The organism is Paenibacillus qinlingensis (assembly GCF_013204845.1).
Taxonomy (GTDB): Bacteria; Bacillota; Bacilli; order Paenibacillales; family NBRC-103111; genus Paenibacillus_E; species Paenibacillus_E qinlingensis.
The window spans coordinates 83,599-99,510 of record NZ_JABMKY010000027.1 but is presented as its reverse complement, the minus strand read 5'-3'; the positions used below and the strand labels follow the sequence as shown (position 1 = coordinate 99,510).

At 46.4% G+C, this 15,912-nt stretch carries 13 protein-coding genes; all 13 read left to right on the top strand.

Annotated elements, in window-relative coordinates:
- The first annotated feature begins 85 nt into the window (after positions 1–85).
- The 13 genes from HQN88_RS31570 (at position 86) to HQN88_RS31510 (ending at position 15,907) form a co-directional block, all read left to right on the top strand.
- Positions 86–1,045, top strand: a complete 960-nt coding sequence (locus tag HQN88_RS31570) for a ring-cleaving dioxygenase (RefSeq protein WP_173119758.1) — start codon at positions 86–88, stop codon at positions 1,043–1,045.
- Entirely contained in the window at positions 1,042–1,650 is a 609-nt protein-coding gene (locus HQN88_RS31565; RefSeq protein ID WP_173119756.1) for an alpha/beta hydrolase, read from the top strand. Before HQN88_RS31570 ends, HQN88_RS31565 begins: the two co-directional genes overlap by 4 nt.
- Positions 1,651–1,680: 30 nt before the next feature.
- The gene (locus HQN88_RS31560) at positions 1,681–2,292 is read left to right on the top strand and encodes a flavin reductase family protein (protein ID WP_173119831.1); all 612 of its coding nucleotides are present in this window, start codon (positions 1,681–1,683) and stop codon (positions 2,290–2,292) included.
- 600 nt (positions 2,293–2,892) lie between these two features.
- A complete protein-coding gene (desA, locus tag HQN88_RS31555) occupies positions 2,893–3,939 on the top strand; it encodes a Delta(5) desaturase DesA (protein ID WP_173119754.1) in 1,047 nt (348 codons plus the stop codon).
- A 127-nt stretch (positions 3,940–4,066) separates the two neighbouring features.
- A complete protein-coding gene (locus HQN88_RS31550) occupies positions 4,067–4,690 on the top strand; it encodes a TetR/AcrR family transcriptional regulator (protein ID WP_173119753.1) in 624 nt (207 codons plus the stop codon).
- A 66-nt stretch (positions 4,691–4,756) separates the two neighbouring features.
- Complete coding sequence (locus tag HQN88_RS31545) at positions 4,757–7,876, top strand: MMPL family transporter (RefSeq protein ID WP_173119751.1); 3,120 nt, start codon at positions 4,757–4,759, stop codon at positions 7,874–7,876.
- A 139-nt stretch (positions 7,877–8,015) separates the two neighbouring features.
- Positions 8,016–8,228 carry a hypothetical protein gene (locus HQN88_RS31540; protein WP_173119749.1) on the top strand — a complete coding sequence of 71 codons (213 nt, stop codon included), beginning with the start codon at positions 8,016–8,018 and terminating at the stop codon, positions 8,226–8,228.
- A 1-nt stretch (position 8,229) separates the two neighbouring features.
- Positions 8,230–9,780, top strand: a complete 1,551-nt coding sequence (locus tag HQN88_RS31535) for a spore germination protein (protein ID WP_173119747.1) — start codon at positions 8,230–8,232, stop codon at positions 9,778–9,780.
- 18 nt (positions 9,781–9,798) lie between these two features.
- Positions 9,799–10,899 carry a GerAB/ArcD/ProY family transporter gene (locus HQN88_RS31530; RefSeq protein ID WP_173119745.1) on the top strand — a complete coding sequence of 367 codons (1,101 nt, stop codon included), beginning with the start codon at positions 9,799–9,801 and terminating at the stop codon, positions 10,897–10,899.
- Positions 10,883–12,109, top strand: a complete 1,227-nt coding sequence (locus HQN88_RS31525) for a Ger(x)C family spore germination protein (protein ID WP_173119743.1) — start codon at positions 10,883–10,885, stop codon at positions 12,107–12,109. The genes HQN88_RS31530 and HQN88_RS31525 overlap by 17 nt, the downstream gene beginning before the upstream one ends.
- 206 nt (positions 12,110–12,315) lie before the next feature.
- Positions 12,316–13,248, top strand: coding sequence for an ABC transporter permease (locus tag HQN88_RS31520; RefSeq protein WP_246320572.1), 933 nt, complete (start codon positions 12,316–12,318; stop codon positions 13,246–13,248).
- A gap of 18 nt (positions 13,249–13,266) precedes the next feature.
- Positions 13,267–14,148, top strand: a complete 882-nt coding sequence (locus HQN88_RS31515) for a carbohydrate ABC transporter permease (protein WP_173119739.1) — start codon at positions 13,267–13,269, stop codon at positions 14,146–14,148.
- Between the two features lie 169 nt (positions 14,149–14,317).
- Positions 14,318–15,907 (top strand): extracellular solute-binding protein, encoded by a 1,590-nt coding sequence (locus HQN88_RS31510; protein ID WP_173119737.1) that lies wholly within the window; start codon positions 14,318–14,320, stop codon positions 15,905–15,907.
- Positions 15,908–15,912 lie beyond the last annotated feature (5 nt).

Genomic DNA, 15,912 nt, shown 5'->3' with positions numbered 1-15,912 from the left:
TGAATGGACTTCCATGATTTAAATGATAACATTGCACGCAAACTATCTTAAAACAAAGATTCTTAATATGAAGGAGTTGGCTATTATGACAACAACACAACAACAAACCGCAGGTATCCACCATATCACCGCTTTCGTACAACATGCTCAGGCAACTGTAGATTTTTATGCAGGTATTTTGGGTCTTCGTTTAATCAAAAAAACAATCAATTTCGATGCACCGGAAGTCTACCATCTCTATTTTGGTAATGAAGCAGGCAGCCCAGGTACAATCATTACCTTCTTCCCATACGCAGGATCTCGTAAAGGTCGGGTCGGCGGTGGTCAAGTTGGTATCACGACTTATGCCGTGCCAACAGGCAGCCTACCTTTCTGGGAAGCACGCCTAACCCAATTCGGTGTTGCCCATGAGAAAAATTCGCGATTTGGGGAAACGTATGTACAATTCAAAGACCCAGACGGCCTAAAACTAGAGATTGTTGAGCGCGAGCAAGGCGCGCCAAGTCAGTGGGCGTTTGGCGGCGTACCCGTGGACAAAGCGATCAAAGGCTTCGGCGGCGCTGTGCTCTACAGCACGGCACCTGACAAAACTTCGGAGCTCCTCGTGAATGTCATGGGGCTGAAAAAAGTAGGGCAAGAGGGCGCCTATGCACGCTTCACTTCCTTCGGTGACTTGGGTAACATCATTGATATCAATGTAACGCCTATGGATTACGGTGCTGGCGGTGCGGGTACTGTCCATCATATCGCATGGCGTGCCAAAGATGATGCTGAGCATGCGCTATGGAGAAGTCATGTAGCAAGCAACGGCTACCACCCGACACCAATCGTGGACCGTCAATACTTTAATGCGATTTACTTCCGTGAAGAAGGCGGCATCCTGTTTGAAATTGCTACTGATCCTCCAGGATTCGCAAGAGATGAAGCGCCAGAAGCACTTGGTGAAAAATTAATGTTGCCAGAATGGTTTGAAGCAAGCCGCGATCAAATCGTGCAAAATCTGCCGCCAATCGAAGTGCGGGTATTGGAAGGTGATGAGCAATGAAACATATCTATCAGCAAGGATCTGATGTGACTGCTCCCGTGCTCGTTCTGTTTCACGGAACGGGCGGGACAGAGAACGATCTGTTGCCGTTGGCGCAGGCGATTTCACCAACCTCCTCCGTACTAAGCGTACGGGGGAACGTCCTAGAGAACGGCATGCCGCGGTTCTTCCGTCGGCTGGCTGAGGGTATCTTCGACGAGGAGGATCTCATCTTCCGTACGAAGGAAGTGTACGATTTCCTCGACGAAGCAGCTGTCGAGCATGGCTTCGATCGCAACAACGTCGTCGCGATCGGCTACTCCAACGGCGCGAACATCGCGGGCAGTCTCCTGTTCCACTATCCGAATGCGCTTCGCGCAGCCATTCTTCATCATCCAATGGTGCCGCGGCGCGGCATCCAGCTGCCGGATCTCTCAGGTACCCCTATATTCATCGGGGCTGGCAAGAACGACCCGATCTGCTCACCTGAGGAGTCGGAAGAGTTAGAACGCCTGCTGAGTGATGCTGGATCGGATGTTCATGTGCACTGGGAGAATTCAGGCCATCAATTGACGCGCTCTGAGGTTTTTGCCGCAGCAGAGTGGCTCAAAGGAATCTCACTCTAATAGATGAAGAGGGGGATTGTCACCATGACAATGCTAGGGATTGATCCATCCGCACAAAGCGAGAGAGAGAACTATAAGCTGCTCATCGGCAGCATTATCCCGAGGCCGATTGCTTTCGTCTCGACCTTATCTACGGAAGGCGTCCTGAACGCCGCACCTTTCAGCTATTTCACCATCGTCACGGCAGATCCGCCGATGGTAGCCGTTTCCGTGCAGCGCAAGCAGGGTGTCCGCAAGGACACCTCCCGCAACGCGGTCGATACAGGAGCCTTCGTCGTGCATATCGCAGACGAATCCTATATCGACCAGATCAACCAGAGCGCCGCTGCGCTGCCTCCTGAAGAGAGCGAAGTGACGCTGGCGGGACTAACGCCCGTCATGAGCAGCCAGATCGGCGTTCCGGGCATCGCCGAAGCCAGCATCCGCATGGAATGCGTCCTCGAGCAGGCGATTCCGCTTGGCGGAACGTCGGATGCACCCGCGGCAGATTTGTTAATCGGACGTGTTGTATATTTTCACATCGATGACAGCTTAGTTGACAACGGACGTATTGACCCTCAGAAGGTGAAACCTGTTAGTCGATTAGCAGGCCACTCTTATGCGAAGCTTGGCGAGCTTTTTGAGATAGAGCGCCCCATTTAAAGAGAGACGAATTGCTTCGTTCTTACACAGAACGAGAGGCGATTCGTCTCTTTTTTTCTGACTTCGGCTTTCCCACCCGGTCTAAATGGAAAATATACAGCTAATTCTCGCAATTTCCTCCAAATTCAACGATTAGATGGAATTTATGTCGTTAAATCATCGAATTCCATGCGTATTCTCTTGAAATCTTGAAATTAAATGGGTAATTTCCAGTTAAATCACGGAAACACGAATTAGACGTGAGATTAGCTGTACAAATTACAGTTACTCTAGTGTTTGGCCCACGGCTGCCCGCATCCCTGCACGAGCAAGGGAGCGCGAACGTGGCTGCCGTATACAGAAGGGACGTACTTTTCAAGTACAGTCCCTTTTCTTGTATTTCTCCATAAACACACCGTCCTTGAGGGACGGCGGAGGCGGTTTTCTTGGAAGACTTACTTATATTACATTTTACAAAAAAGGTTTACCCACGTATGATGAGATAGCTATGTAATATTTGTTATCGTATAACGGGAACTTATTTCGATTCGTAACGTACTACTTCAAGTGATATTAACTTACGAGATCCGAAACGACGCGGAGAGAGGGAGTTCTAACAGGATGAAGCATGAGGATAAGGGTGGGTGGCGGTCAGATATCGCGCCTTACGAAAGACCACATATGAAGCACAGCGTGTGGCAAATCATCAATACAGTGGGACCCTTTTTCGTGCTATGGTATTTTGCTTTTCTAAGTTTGTCCGTTTCCATTTGGCTAACTTTCGTAATTGATCTAATAGCAGCAGGATTCTTAATCCGCATATTTATCATTTTTCATGATTGCTGTCACAAATCCTTTTTCAAAAACAAACTAGCCAACGAAATAGTCGGCACACTAACCGGAATATTAACCTTCGTACCGTACCATCAGTGGCGCCATACGCATTCCGTTCACCACGCATCTAGTGGGAATTTGGACAAAAGAGGCGTTGGTGACATCTGGACGCTAACCGTGGATGAATATATGCAAGCAACATGGCTTAAACGCATGACATATCGCCTGTATCGCAGTCCGTTTGTGATGTTTATCATTGGACCGATTTTCATTTTCTTGATCGATTACCGGTTTAACCGCCGGAAGGCAGGCATGAAAGAAAGAATCAATACGTATATAACGAATATCGGTATTATTGGCAGTATTGCTCTGCTTTGTTGGGGGATCGGATGGCAGTCGTTCTTGCTGATTCAAGGACCGATGTTCTTCTTCTCGGGTATGGCGGGAATTTGGCTATTCTATGTACAGCATAACTACGAAGAAACGTACTACGAGCATAATGAAGAGTGGGATTATGTGAAGGCCGCGATGCACGGCAGCTCATTCTATAATTTACCGCGTGTTCTACATTGGATTACGGGTAATATTGGCTATCACCACATTCATCATTTAAGCCCGCGCGTGCCTAACTATCATTTGGAAAAGGTGCACAACAAGAACGCAGCACTTCGCAATGTGCAGACGATTACACTGAAAACGAGTCTGGAATCTCTGAAATTCCGTATCTGGAATGAAGAGTCCAAGAAATTCATTCAGTTTAAGGATTTGAAGCAGTTCCGCGTGAACAGCCTGAAAGTGAAGCCGCGTATTGTGAAAGCTGTAGATGTGGAATGAGGAATTTGTGTCTGACCTGTGATTATCTGCAGGTTGGGCGCTTTTTTTTATCAAAATAGCGTTGAAATGCCCAAGTGGGCGCTGTATAATCCAACTATGATGTCAAAAAGTGAACGGGTGTTTATTAATGCAAATTTTAAAAGATGAAGTCAAACAAAGTATCCGCCAAGCGGCATTGGCCGAGTTCAAGAAGCATGGATATTTGAAAGCCTCCATTCGGCAAATTGCAGAAGCAGCAGGTATAACACCTGGCAACATCTATCGCTACTTCAAGAGCAAGGATGATCTCTTCGATGAGCTTATCCAGCCGATTCAAGAGCAGTTGGCAGAGGTGCTTAGAGTTAGTAAGCAAGAGGTAGATAATACCCTTTGTACCGCTTTATCCGATCATTTAGTCATTCTTCGCCAAATTGATGCCTCTCTGATGATCCTTTTCAAGGAGTCCAGTACGGAGCTAACGATTCTGTTGAACTTAAGTGAGGGCTCTCGATTCGCATCGGCGAAACAAGATATGATTACACTGGTACATCAGATTATTTCAGAGGTATTTACAGCGGAAATTGCGCCATCAGGCACGTTATCACAGAAAGATCAGCTTGCAGCGCGCATGATTGCATCGACAATGATTGAAAGTATTTGTCTTATTTTGCGCGACCATGAGGATGGCGATACGATCAAAATGCTCGTTGATGAACTGTTGTACCTGTATTGCACGGGTATATCAGAAAAAATAAAGCTAGCACAGGCATAAAATTTTTTGGATCAATAATGAACGCTTGTTTACTACTAGTTGAAGTGAGTGGAGGAGAAGAGAGAGATGAAATCCATTATTAAATGGCGCTGGGCAATTCTAGCGGTATGGTTGGTCGCGACGGTGTTGTTGACGGTTTTCCAACCCAATGTGAATGCGATCCTTGGACTTAGAGGGCAGGATCCGTTGCGTAGTGATGCACCGTCAAAGGTTGCCTCAACGATCCTGAACAAAATCAATGGTGTCGAGGGCACGAGCGATATCGTGGTTTTCCATAACCCCAATAAGCTGTCAGATGCCGACATGAAAGCGATCGAGGCCGGTATTACGAATTTGAAAAGCCATCAAGACCAGCTCGGCTTCAATCAGTTGATTGATCCGTTTACCATGCCTGAGGCGAAATCATCGCTGATTTCTGAGGATGGCACGACCTTGATGGCGAGCTTTTCTTTGGATAAAAGAGGGCGTCACGTCGAGGACATTAAGTTGGAGTTTGAAGATGTTCTGAAGGACATGAAGGTTGAGTATTACCTCTCTGGGGAGGATTTCATTCAGGATGATTATATTAAAGCTTCCGAGTCCGGTGTTGAAAAAAGTGCCGCGTTGACGGTCATTTTCATCCTCGCTGTCTTGGTCATTATGTTCCGTTCCGTCATTATTCCAGTAGTTTCCTTGCTCGCGGTCGGAATTTCGTACCTGGTGTCCATGGGGATTGCCGCGCAGCTCATCGATAAGTTCAATTTCCCAGTGACGAGTGTCACGCAAATGTTGTTGATCTTGATTCTTTTCGGGATTGGGACCGATTATAACATTCTCTTATTTAATCGATTCAAAGAGGAATTATCCCATGGCTTATCCGTGGATGAAGCCATTATTGTGACCTACCGAACAGCAGGTAAAACGATTTTTTATAGTATTTTGACTGTGTTTATCGCATTTGCTGCATTGACGTTATCCGATTTCGGTATTTATCAATCAGGTAACGTGGTTGCGATTGGTACGGCGATTCTCTTGCTCCAAATCGTAACGGTGACGCCATTTTTCATGAAAATGCTAGGGAATAAGCTCTTCTGGCCTTCCAAAGGATCGACAGGGCATAAGGAGAGTAAATTCTGGGCGGGCTTGACGAAAATTGCGGTGAAAAGACCAATTATTACGACGGTCATCATTCTGATTATAACGATTCCGCTTGCGCTTGCGAATCATCAGAAATTGTCTTTTGACCAGTTAAAAGAGCTTGGGAATGACCACCCGTCCACCAAAGGCTTCAGCCTTGTGGCGGACCATTTCAGCCGAGGTCAGGCGCTCCCTACTATGGTTGTTATTGAGAATGATAAACCGCTTAACACGAATGATGGTTTGGCGGCAATTGATAAGGTAACGGAGAAGCTGAAAACTATTCCTGGTGTCGACATGGTATCCAGCGTGACACAGCCGCAATCTAAGCCGATCGATGACTTCTATATTTCTACGCAAACGAAGACGGTTGCCGATGGTATTACAGCCTCGCAAAAAGGTGTTAATCAAATACGTGATGGTCTTACATTGATGCAAAGCAAGCTGGAGGCGCCGGATACGTCTAGCGTTGGTCAACTGGTAGAAGGCACAGGTCAAGTGCAGGACGGCTATAGCAAGCTAACAACTGCGCTAGATCAAGTGGCTAGCGGTATTGCGCAAGGTGCTGGCGGTGCAGGTGAGCTAAGTACGGGGATTGCTGCGCTGAAAGATGGCATGGATCAAGTGAGTGCCAATAGCGTTAAGATCACGGATGGTTTGACGCAGCTTGGTCAAGGGTATAGTGCTGTGACAGATGGCTACGGCCAAATTGAGGGGCAGCTTACAGGCATTCAGCAAGGACTTGTCGGCATGAATGGTCTGATTGGCGGGCTTGGCAGCAAATACAGCCAGCTGGCGACTGATGCCGACTACATCAAGTTGAAACAAACCGGTGAAGGTCTTGCCTCCGGTCTGACACAGTTGAGCGGCGGGTTAGGAGAGCTGGGCAAGAACGCAGCTAAGCTGAACAGTGCTTTCGCCGAGGCGACGCAAGGCCTGGCGCAAGTGAACGGTGCGCAGGCGCAGCTAGCGGCGGGACTTACGCAGCTGGAGAGCGGAGCCGCTGAGCTCGCCAAAGGGCTGAAGCAAGGCAGCGCGGGCAGCCGCGAGATCGCTGCGAACATGGCGAAGCTGAACGCTGCGCTAGGCAGCGTCAAAGACGGTCAGCAGAAGCTGAGCGAAGGCTTGTCGGGTCTCAGCGGCGGCATGGGCCAGCTGAAGGACGGCCTTGGCCAGAGCGGCAACGGACTCGGTGACGTGTCCGAGGGGCTGGGCATGACGAGCCAGTTCTTGACGCAGCTGAACGGCTCGAAAACGTTCTTTATCCCGAAAGAGGCGCTATCGAGCGCGGATTTCGGGAAGTCCTTGGACAGTTTCATGTCCAAGGATCGGACGATGACGAAGTTGATCGTCATCTTGAAGGATGATCCGTATTCATCGGCGGCGATGGATACGATTGAAGGTATTAATGCCGAACTCGCTGCGAGCGTGAAAGGTACTGTGCTGGAGAATGCGAAGGTCGGCGCAGCGGGACCGAGCTCGACGACGTACGATACGAACAAGGCGCAGCTGAAGTCGTTCAATAGCACCGCGATTATTGTCATCATCGGTGTGTTCATTGTCTTGTTGTTCGTCATTCGTGCCTTCTGGCCAGCCGTCTATATCATCCTTAGCCTAGTGATTTCCTACTACGTGGCGATGACGGCGACAAATGTCGTGACAGATAAAATCATCGGTGCCGACGGGGTTTCCTCCTTCGTACCGTTCTTCTCCTTCATCATTATTATTGCAGTCGGCGTCGACTACAGCATCTTCCTGATGATGCGTTACAAAGAGCTTGGTGAGCTATCGCCTTCGAAGGCGATCGTGCAAGCAGCGAAGCACATCGGCGGTGTGGTGATCTCGGCGATGGTGATCCTTGGCGGAACTTTCGCCACGCTCGTACCATCCGGCCTCGTTCTATTGGTCGAGCTAGCTGTGGCCGTCATTGTCGGGCTCATCGTGCTCTGCTTCATCTTGCTGCCGATGTTGTTGCCTGCGCTGCTGGCTATGCCAGAAGCACTACGGGCAAAGCGCGGCGCCAGCGTGCACAAAGTGTCGACAGAGAGTCGCACGGCATACGAATCGTAGTATACATCGAAAAGTGCCTTTCCACCTATTGTGGGAGGGCGCTTTTTTTTGCGTGTAAAAAGCTAAACGCGAGGTGTGCGTTTGGATAAAACTAGAAGAAAAAGCAGAACCTACTCGTAAAACACATGGGGGGATGACTATGGTCTCTCTAATTTTTGCTCTTATTCTGTTGGTAATCGGCCATCCCAAGAAACGTGCCCGCCAGCAAGATCACAGAATTGTTCCTGCTTATGTCACCTTGCTGCTAATCGCTCTCATCCTTGCTGTACTTCATGCAACGGGAACCGCTTATGTGCTAACGGACATGATGCAAAACGTAATGAATAGTCTAGTTGAAAAGGTAGGCGGATAGTTTGTCGTTATTGGGAAAACTCCTCAAAAAATCTGCCTCTAACGCATCGCATGGACCGCTGTCTGAAGCTACTCATGGACCCGATCTCGCAGAACAACAATTAAGCGGGAATCTCGAGAAGGACTTGCAGTTAATCCTTTCGACCACTCAGCATCCGTCGGATCTTATTGTTCGTGAACTTCTCCTCCAGATGGGGGATGGTTCGGAGATTCGTGCAGCCGTTCTCTATATTGATGGACTCGCTGAAAAGGATATTGTACACCAATGTGTCATTCTCCCCCTGATGCAAATGGGTCATCAAGATGAGGTTACCTTAACGTATATCGAGAAATTTGTGATAACAGCTAGCGGTATCAAGCGCGTAAACTCGCTCGCTGAGAGTATCAAGGGACTGCTGTATTCGAATACGCTTGTTTTACTTGATGGGATTGCGGAAACATTGCTCATCACTTCAGAAGGATGGGAGCATCGATTTGTAAGCAATCCGACCAGTGAACCGATTATTCGAGGCCCTCAAGATGCTTTTAATGAAGTGCTGCGCACAAATACGGCCTTAGTAAGAAGAAAAATTAAAGATCCCAAATTGGTTCTTTTTCCGATTCAGATTGGCACGCGCACGTTGACGGATGGGGCTATCGCGTATTTACAGGACGTAGCCAATCCAAGCATTGTTGGCGAAGTGAAGAGAAGACTGATGGCGATCGAGACCGAGGGAATCCTAGATAGCGGACAGCTTGAGGATTATTTGGAGGATTCGCCACTCTCGCCATTTCCGCAAATTAGCTCGACAGAGCGGGTGGATAAAGCGGCGGCAGCTATCTTAGAAGGTAAAATTGTCGTTCTAGTAGACGGCACACCATTTGCCTTAACCATGCCGATCACCTTTACGGAATTTCTACTATCGACAGAGGATTACTACACGAGTTATATCGCAGCCACGATGTTGCGCTGGGTGCGATTCCTAGCGATGATGATGGCGCTTATGCTGCCATCCATCTATATTGCGATTACGACGTATCATCAAGAAATGATTCCGACGGAATTGATGCTGGCCATTGCGAGCAATCGCAGCGGCATTCCATTTCCTGCCTTTGTAGAGGCGCTGATTATGGAGATTAGCTTGGAACTTTTGCGAGAGGCGAGTCTGCGACTGCCTGGCACCATGGGGCAAACGATTGGTATCGTCGGCGCGCTCGTGATTGGACAAGCGGCGGTTCAGGCGAATATCGTTGGCCCTGTATTGACCATCATCGTCTCCTTTACAGCGATTGGCGCCTTTGCCATACCCAATTACAATGCGTCCCTAGCCATCCGATTGCTGCGTTTTCCTATCATGATATTAGCCGCTGTTTTCGGTATTTTTGGTATCGTATTCGGCACCAGCGCGATACTCATTCACATGATTCATCTGCGCTCTTTTGGCGTTAGCTATCTGGCAGCATTGACCCCGCAATCGCTCAAAGCTGTGGATGATTCGATTGTCTTTAAGAAACCGGCGCCATCACTCAAATATCGTCAATCATTTCTTGGTCCTAAGAAGCAAAAACCTTAAGCGAGAAGAGGAGCATCCTTGTCATCTGCCCAACTAACAACCAAGCAAATTATGATTCTTCTCTGCTTTACTGTGTTTGGCACGATTTTTTTTACACTTCCACGTACGATAATGCAGGCTTCGGGGCACAGTGGATGGGTGTCGATTCTGGTCGGCAGCCTGATGGTGCTCCCCCTTCTCTGGCTAATCTCACAAATTGGTTCGTCTATGCAAGAGATGAGCATTATCGCTTATTGCCTGAGCCTATTCGGACCCTTCTTCGGCCGCGTGTTTGCGCTTCTCATTTTGGTGCCACTGGTATTTCTTTCAGGTACGTCCATCAGACTTGTTGGCGAATTATTCGTTACGCTGATTCTTCCAGAAACGCCATTGGAGATCATTGCGATCATGTTGCTCGTTCTGCGCTACTATTTGGCGAAAGGCGGGATGGCATCCATTGCACGCTGGGGAGAAGTGGTTATGCCTGGTGTTGTCGTATTGATCATTATTATGTTTGGCCTCTCTTTTCAAAAAGTGGATGTGGAACGCATACTGCCACTTTTGAATGCGTCCCCTATGGATGTGTTTAGGGGCTCTTTAGCCATTTGGAGCGTTTTCTCTGAGATTAGTGTACTGCTATTTATTTATCCGCAAATTAAGCATAAAAACCACATGTTCAAGAAGCTAATCTGGTGCACGATCATTGTTATGTTTCTATTCGAGGTTATCTTTCTAGTTACGATAGGAACTTTTGGCAGTGCATATACGCAGAGGCTTATGTTCCCGGTCGTCGAGCTAATTAAAGATATTGCGATCTTTGATTTTATCGAGCATCTGGAGAGTATCTTCTTGGCGCTATGGGTATTCATCAATGTGTCAAAGGGGGCATTAACGTTTTATGCTTGCTGTATCGGAACGCAAGACTGGTTCGGAACGAAAGATTATAAGGAATTGATGCTGCCTGTTTCCGTCATTATGTTCTATATTTCATTACTGCCCGACAATATTTACGTGTCCATTGTTAGTTTTGAAATTGCGAAAGGAGTCACCTTTTGTTGGTATGCCTTCATCCTACTCATCATCGTTTGGATCGCAGGTAAGTTGAAAGCGAGGAGAACAGCGAATGATCAGAATACTTAGAACGCTGCTATCACTGGGCCTCCTGCTGAGCGTAATCACAGGCTGTTGGAATCGCCAAGAATCGGATAAAGTCGAATACGTCCTTGCTGCAGGCATTGATCTGAATGATAAAGGGCAAATCGTTCTTACCGTGCTTACGCCTGTATTGGAGGCTTTAAAGCCAATGAGCGGTTTGAAGGCAGAGCAGAAGAAGACCTTGAGTGTCGTTGGGAATACCACGTTTGAGGCTGTACGATCCTATATTAAAATAACAGGCAAAAAGCTGTACTGGTCCCATTTGCAAATGTTATTAATCGGGGAATCCGCTGCAAAAACAGATGCGCGTTATTACTTTGACTTCTTCTCATCCGATCCGGAGCTTCGGGGTACGGCTTATATTGCCACAGTAAAAGGACGTGCGCTGGATATGCTGGAATCTAGTCCAGACATTACCGCTTTATCATCGAATTATCTGAAAGAAATCATAAAAAACTCGGACTTGGAGGGAAAAGCTGCCATGGTGTATTTATCTGAGTTTGCTCGAAAGCTTGCACAACCAACAGGTGCTCAGCCGTTCAGTCCGATTATTCGTTTAATTGATCAAAGCGATTACGTCAAAACGATTGTTGGCGTGGAGCCCTATGAGCAGAAGGACACCCATCAATCTACGTTATTTTACGCTAATGGAACAGGCGTGTACGCTGACGGGAAAATGGTAGGTACATTGAATGGTACGGAGACAAGGGGGTTTTTATGGGTTATGGGGAAATTAAAATCGGCACTTGTCGTCGTGCCCTGTCCGGATGAAACCGATTGTCACATATCCTTGGAATTATCCGGTGAAAAGGTCAGTAAACGAAGAGTGAGCTATCAGGACGGTCAAGCCAAGATTCAACTTCGCATTGAAGTGGAGTTCAATATTGGAGATAAGGCGAGTACCAGGTTCAAAACAGATCCCCAAACGATTGCCTATGTCCAAGATCAATTTTCCAAAACGATACAAAATGAAGTGAAAATGGCTTTTCACAAAGTTGCTGTCGACTATCATTCGGACATATTTGCTTTCGGCAACAGCCTGGAAGATCGAAACCCTAAACTATGGAAGCAGATTAAAGATCGCTGGGAGAATGAGATATTACCAGAGGCCGAACTGGACGTACAGGTCATCTCCAAGCTTCGCAGAACGTCAAGAACGCTCTATTCACCTTGGGTAAAGGCGGATCATTCTTAATTAGATGTAAGTGGGGGACGTATGATGCGCGGTATTATGCATGGTCGTCCTCTTTGCTTTGTCCCAAAACCTAAAAAAAACACAAGTCAGTGAAAAGCCATTCCATAGTTGAAAGCGCTGTATCAGGGTACGATAGACCTATAACATCGACGAAGATAAGTGAGGGGGGCCAGAGGATGGCGGTCAACGCACAAGCGGTAAAACAAATGAGTGGACGTAAGCAGATGAGCAAAGGTAAGTCCTTGCTGCGAACGTTTTGGAAGTATAGGGCGTTATATCTCATCTCGCTGCCAGGTATTATTTATTTTATTGTTTTCAAATATGTACCTCTGCTAGGATCAGTTATCGCTTTTCAGGATTACAACATTTTCGACGGCTTCACAGGCAGTAAATGGGTAGGTTTTGAACATTTCACCCGCATGTTCGCACACTATGATTTCCTCAATATTTTGAAAAATACAGTGCTAATCGGTGTCTATGATTTGCTGCTAGGCTTTCCGGCGCCAATCATTCTAGCCTTACTATTGAATGAACTGCGCATCGTGATGTACAAGCGTATTCTTCAAACGGTTGTGTACATGCCTCACTTCTTATCCTGGGTTATCGTAAGCGGGATTGCAATCGGCATTCTTTCTCCTTCAACAGGGGCTGTTAACCACTTTATCACTTGGTTAGGTTTTGAACCCATTTATTTCATGGGTGAAGAATCGTGGATTCGTACCGTGTTAATTTCCTCAGGTATTTGGCGGGATTCCGGTTATGGAACCATCATTTATCTAGCAGCTCTAGCTGGGATTAATCCGGATTTGTATGAAGCTTCTGAGGTAGATGGCGCCAATCGATGGAGACAAACGATATCCATTACACTACCCTCATTGTTGCCGACAATTATGATTTTGTTCCTCTTACACATTGGTAAATTCCTTGACTTTGGCTTCGAGCGTGTTTATGTATTCTTGAATCCGCTTAACAAAGAAAGTGGCGAAATTCTAGATACGTATATTTATGCGCAAGGTTTACAAGGTCAGCAATTTAGTTATACGACAGCTATAGGACTTTTCAAAGCCGTTGTAGGCGTGATCTTTATTGTAACTGGTAATCTTCTAAGCAAAAAAACAACGGGTGAAAGCTTGTACTAAGACGGAGGTGAACGCTATATGAATCGCAAGCCGACAGCCGGCTGGCAAGTGTTTAACGGCTTTAATATATTATTTCTATCACTCCTATCGTTAGCGATGCTCCTGCCGTTCTTAAACGTGCTGGCTCAATCGTTCAGTTCTTCGGAATCAATTGTGAATGGGAAGGTATTGTTCTGGCCTGTTCAGTTTACATCGATTAATTATCAATATGTATTTAGTGATGCGGCAATCTGGCGTTCCTTCGGAGTAACTGTGTATATTACTGTAGTGGGAACACTCATTAATCTGATCGCGACCGCCTCACTGGCTTATCCGGTGTCGCGTCCTGAGTATGCTGGCCGTAAAGCAATCGTTATTATGGTTCTAATTACGATGGTTTTCACAGCGCCGCTCATTCCTAACTTTATTTTGATGAAAAATTTACACCTGACGAACTCGCTTTGGGCCTTAATGATTCCTGGTGCGATCAGTGCTTTTAACTTCTTCATTATGCGTTCGTTTTTCATGCAAATTCCGAGTGAGTTAATTGATTCTGGTCGAATCGACGGTTGTTCCGAGCTCAGAATGATTTGGAATATTGTTTTACCGCTATCCAAACCGGTTATGGCTTCCTTGGGGATTTTCTACGCTGTAAGCCATTGGAATACGTTTCAAGCTGCCTTGTACTATGTGAATAAGCCTGCACTTTGGCCGCTTCAAGTGAAGCTTCGTCAATTGATTGTATCCGAGGACATCAGTATTGATCCGAATGCCTCCCAGTTCAGTGGACTTGCTCACATGGACCCAGAAGGTATCAAAATGGCGACGATTATTATCGCTACGCTTCCGATCATTATTATTTACCCGTTCTTACAACGTCATTTCGTTAAAGGTATGATGGTTGGATCGGTTAAGTCCTAATTAACATCGACAGATTTATACAAAAAAACTACTTTTTAACTCTTTTTACACAATTCTAAAAAAAAGACAATTCGAACTAAAGACAGTCCATAGTCGCTAATTGTAAACGCTTTTACAATGAGGGTATGAAAGTGTTAGTTACCTAGTCGATATGAAAAGAGGGGTAGAAATGAAAAAATGGATTCCCACGACGATGGCTGTCGTATTAATGGCCAGTGTGATGGCTGCTTGTTCTTCTTCCAAGACTGAGGATAAACCAGCATCTAGTGCTGGCGCGACTACAGCTGCTAGTACTAAGCCAGCAGAGAAAACAAAGTTCTCGATCTCCTTGCGTACACTTGCTTTCGGACATGTTGAGAAATCGCCTGATATTAATCAAGACAAATGGGTGAAAAAGCTTGAAGAACTAACAAACTCCGATATGAATATCGTGCTTGTTCCACACAAAGAATATGAACAAAAAATGATCCAAATGTTTGCAACAAATGATATCCCTGATGTCGTACAAGGCAGCGGTGGTGTGAACGGAAAAGAAATGGCAGGATCTGTGAAGGCTGGTGTATTCCAACCGCTAGATGAGTTGCTGAAGAAATACGGTCAGAATTTGCTGAAAAAAGTGCCGAAAGACGCTTGGGATAACGTAACGTACAACGGTAAAATCTATGCGATTCCGGAGTACTTGTCCAACCCGTCCCGCCGTTCGATCTTTATTCGTAAAGATTTGCTAGACAAAGCAGGTTTAGGCGTGCCGAAAACGGTAGATGAGTACATGGCAGTTCTGCGTAAGTTCAAAGAAATGGGTGTTGAGAACCCGTACATGGGCCGTGAGAACTTCAAGTATGCCGATTCCTTCTTCGGGGCTTATGATGTGTATCCGTACTTGTCGATGTTCGAGAAGTCTGGCGATCAAATCTTGCCGAAATTCTTCGATACAGAGAATATGACGAAAGCTCTGCAAACGTACAAAACGATGTTTGACGAAGGCTTGATCAACAAAGAATTCGCAACGATTAATGCAACGGTGTTCAAAAACACGATTCTTGCAGGCAAAGCAGGTATGTGGTCCATGAACGCCAATGAAATGCTGCAATGGGAGACACAACTGAAAGCGACAGTTCCAACGGGCGATATCGAAATTATCTCATCCCCGACTGGACCTGATGGTAAAGGTGGTCACTACTTGTATGGACCAGCGCCGCGTGCTTACTTCATAAACAAGAACGTGAAAAATGCCGAGCAAATCATCAAGTTCTTCGACTGGATGATGTCCGATGAAGCTGAGAAATTCTTCACATTCGGTATCCAAGGCGACACGTATACAGAAGCTAATGGTAAAATCGACTACAAAGCACCAACAGATCCAGCTGCAGTTGATGAAGAGCGTTACCGTCAATCTTTCTTGTGGCTTGTTCAAGATACAACTTATAATAAGGGTACTCTTAGCTTGACAGAAGATGGCAAGAAATTGATGAACGTGTATGATACGACGTTGAAGAATGAAGGACGCGATGGTATCAACTTCGAGCCACGTCTAGAATCTTTGATGAAAAATCCTGATATTTCACCACTTTCTGACCAAGCGCCTCCAGTTATTCTTTCCCACATGGTGAAAATGGTTTATGGTAAAGAACCGATTTCCGACTGGCCGAAAGTATTGGAAGAGTGGAAGTCCAAAGGTGGAAACGAAGTCATTAAGGAAGCAACAGAGAAATTTAATAGTAAAGATTCCGGTACGACTGTGTCGATGCCGCGTAAATAAGCTCA

Excerpts from the sequence above, each read along its gene's own strand:
- HQN88_RS31515 (WP_173119739.1), top strand. The coding sequence starts at position 13,267 with ATGAATCGCAAGCCGACAGCCGGCTGGCAAGTGTTTAACGGCTTTAAT.
- HQN88_RS31540 (WP_173119749.1), top strand. The coding sequence starts at position 8,016 with ATGGTCTCTCTAATTTTTGCTCTTATTCTGTTGGTAATCGGCCATCCC.
- HQN88_RS31565 (WP_173119756.1), top strand. The coding sequence starts at position 1,042 with ATGAAACATATCTATCAGCAAGGATCTGATGTGACTGCTCCCGTGCTC.
- HQN88_RS31510 (WP_173119737.1), top strand. The coding sequence starts at position 14,318 with ATGAAAAAATGGATTCCCACGACGATGGCTGTCGTATTAATGGCCAGT.
- HQN88_RS31550 (WP_173119753.1), top strand. The coding sequence starts at position 4,067 with ATGCAAATTTTAAAAGATGAAGTCAAACAAAGTATCCGCCAAGCGGCA.
- HQN88_RS31520 (WP_246320572.1), top strand. The coding sequence starts at position 12,316 with ATGAGTGGACGTAAGCAGATGAGCAAAGGTAAGTCCTTGCTGCGAACG.
- HQN88_RS31525 (WP_173119743.1), top strand. The coding sequence starts at position 10,883 with ATGATCAGAATACTTAGAACGCTGCTATCACTGGGCCTCCTGCTGAGC.
- HQN88_RS31545 (WP_173119751.1), top strand. The coding sequence starts at position 4,757 with ATGAAATCCATTATTAAATGGCGCTGGGCAATTCTAGCGGTATGGTTG.
- desA (WP_173119754.1), top strand. The coding sequence starts at position 2,893 with ATGAAGCATGAGGATAAGGGTGGGTGGCGGTCAGATATCGCGCCTTAC.
- HQN88_RS31560 (WP_173119831.1), top strand. The coding sequence starts at position 1,681 with ATGCTAGGGATTGATCCATCCGCACAAAGCGAGAGAGAGAACTATAAG.
- HQN88_RS31570 (WP_173119758.1), top strand. The coding sequence starts at position 86 with ATGACAACAACACAACAACAAACCGCAGGTATCCACCATATCACCGCT.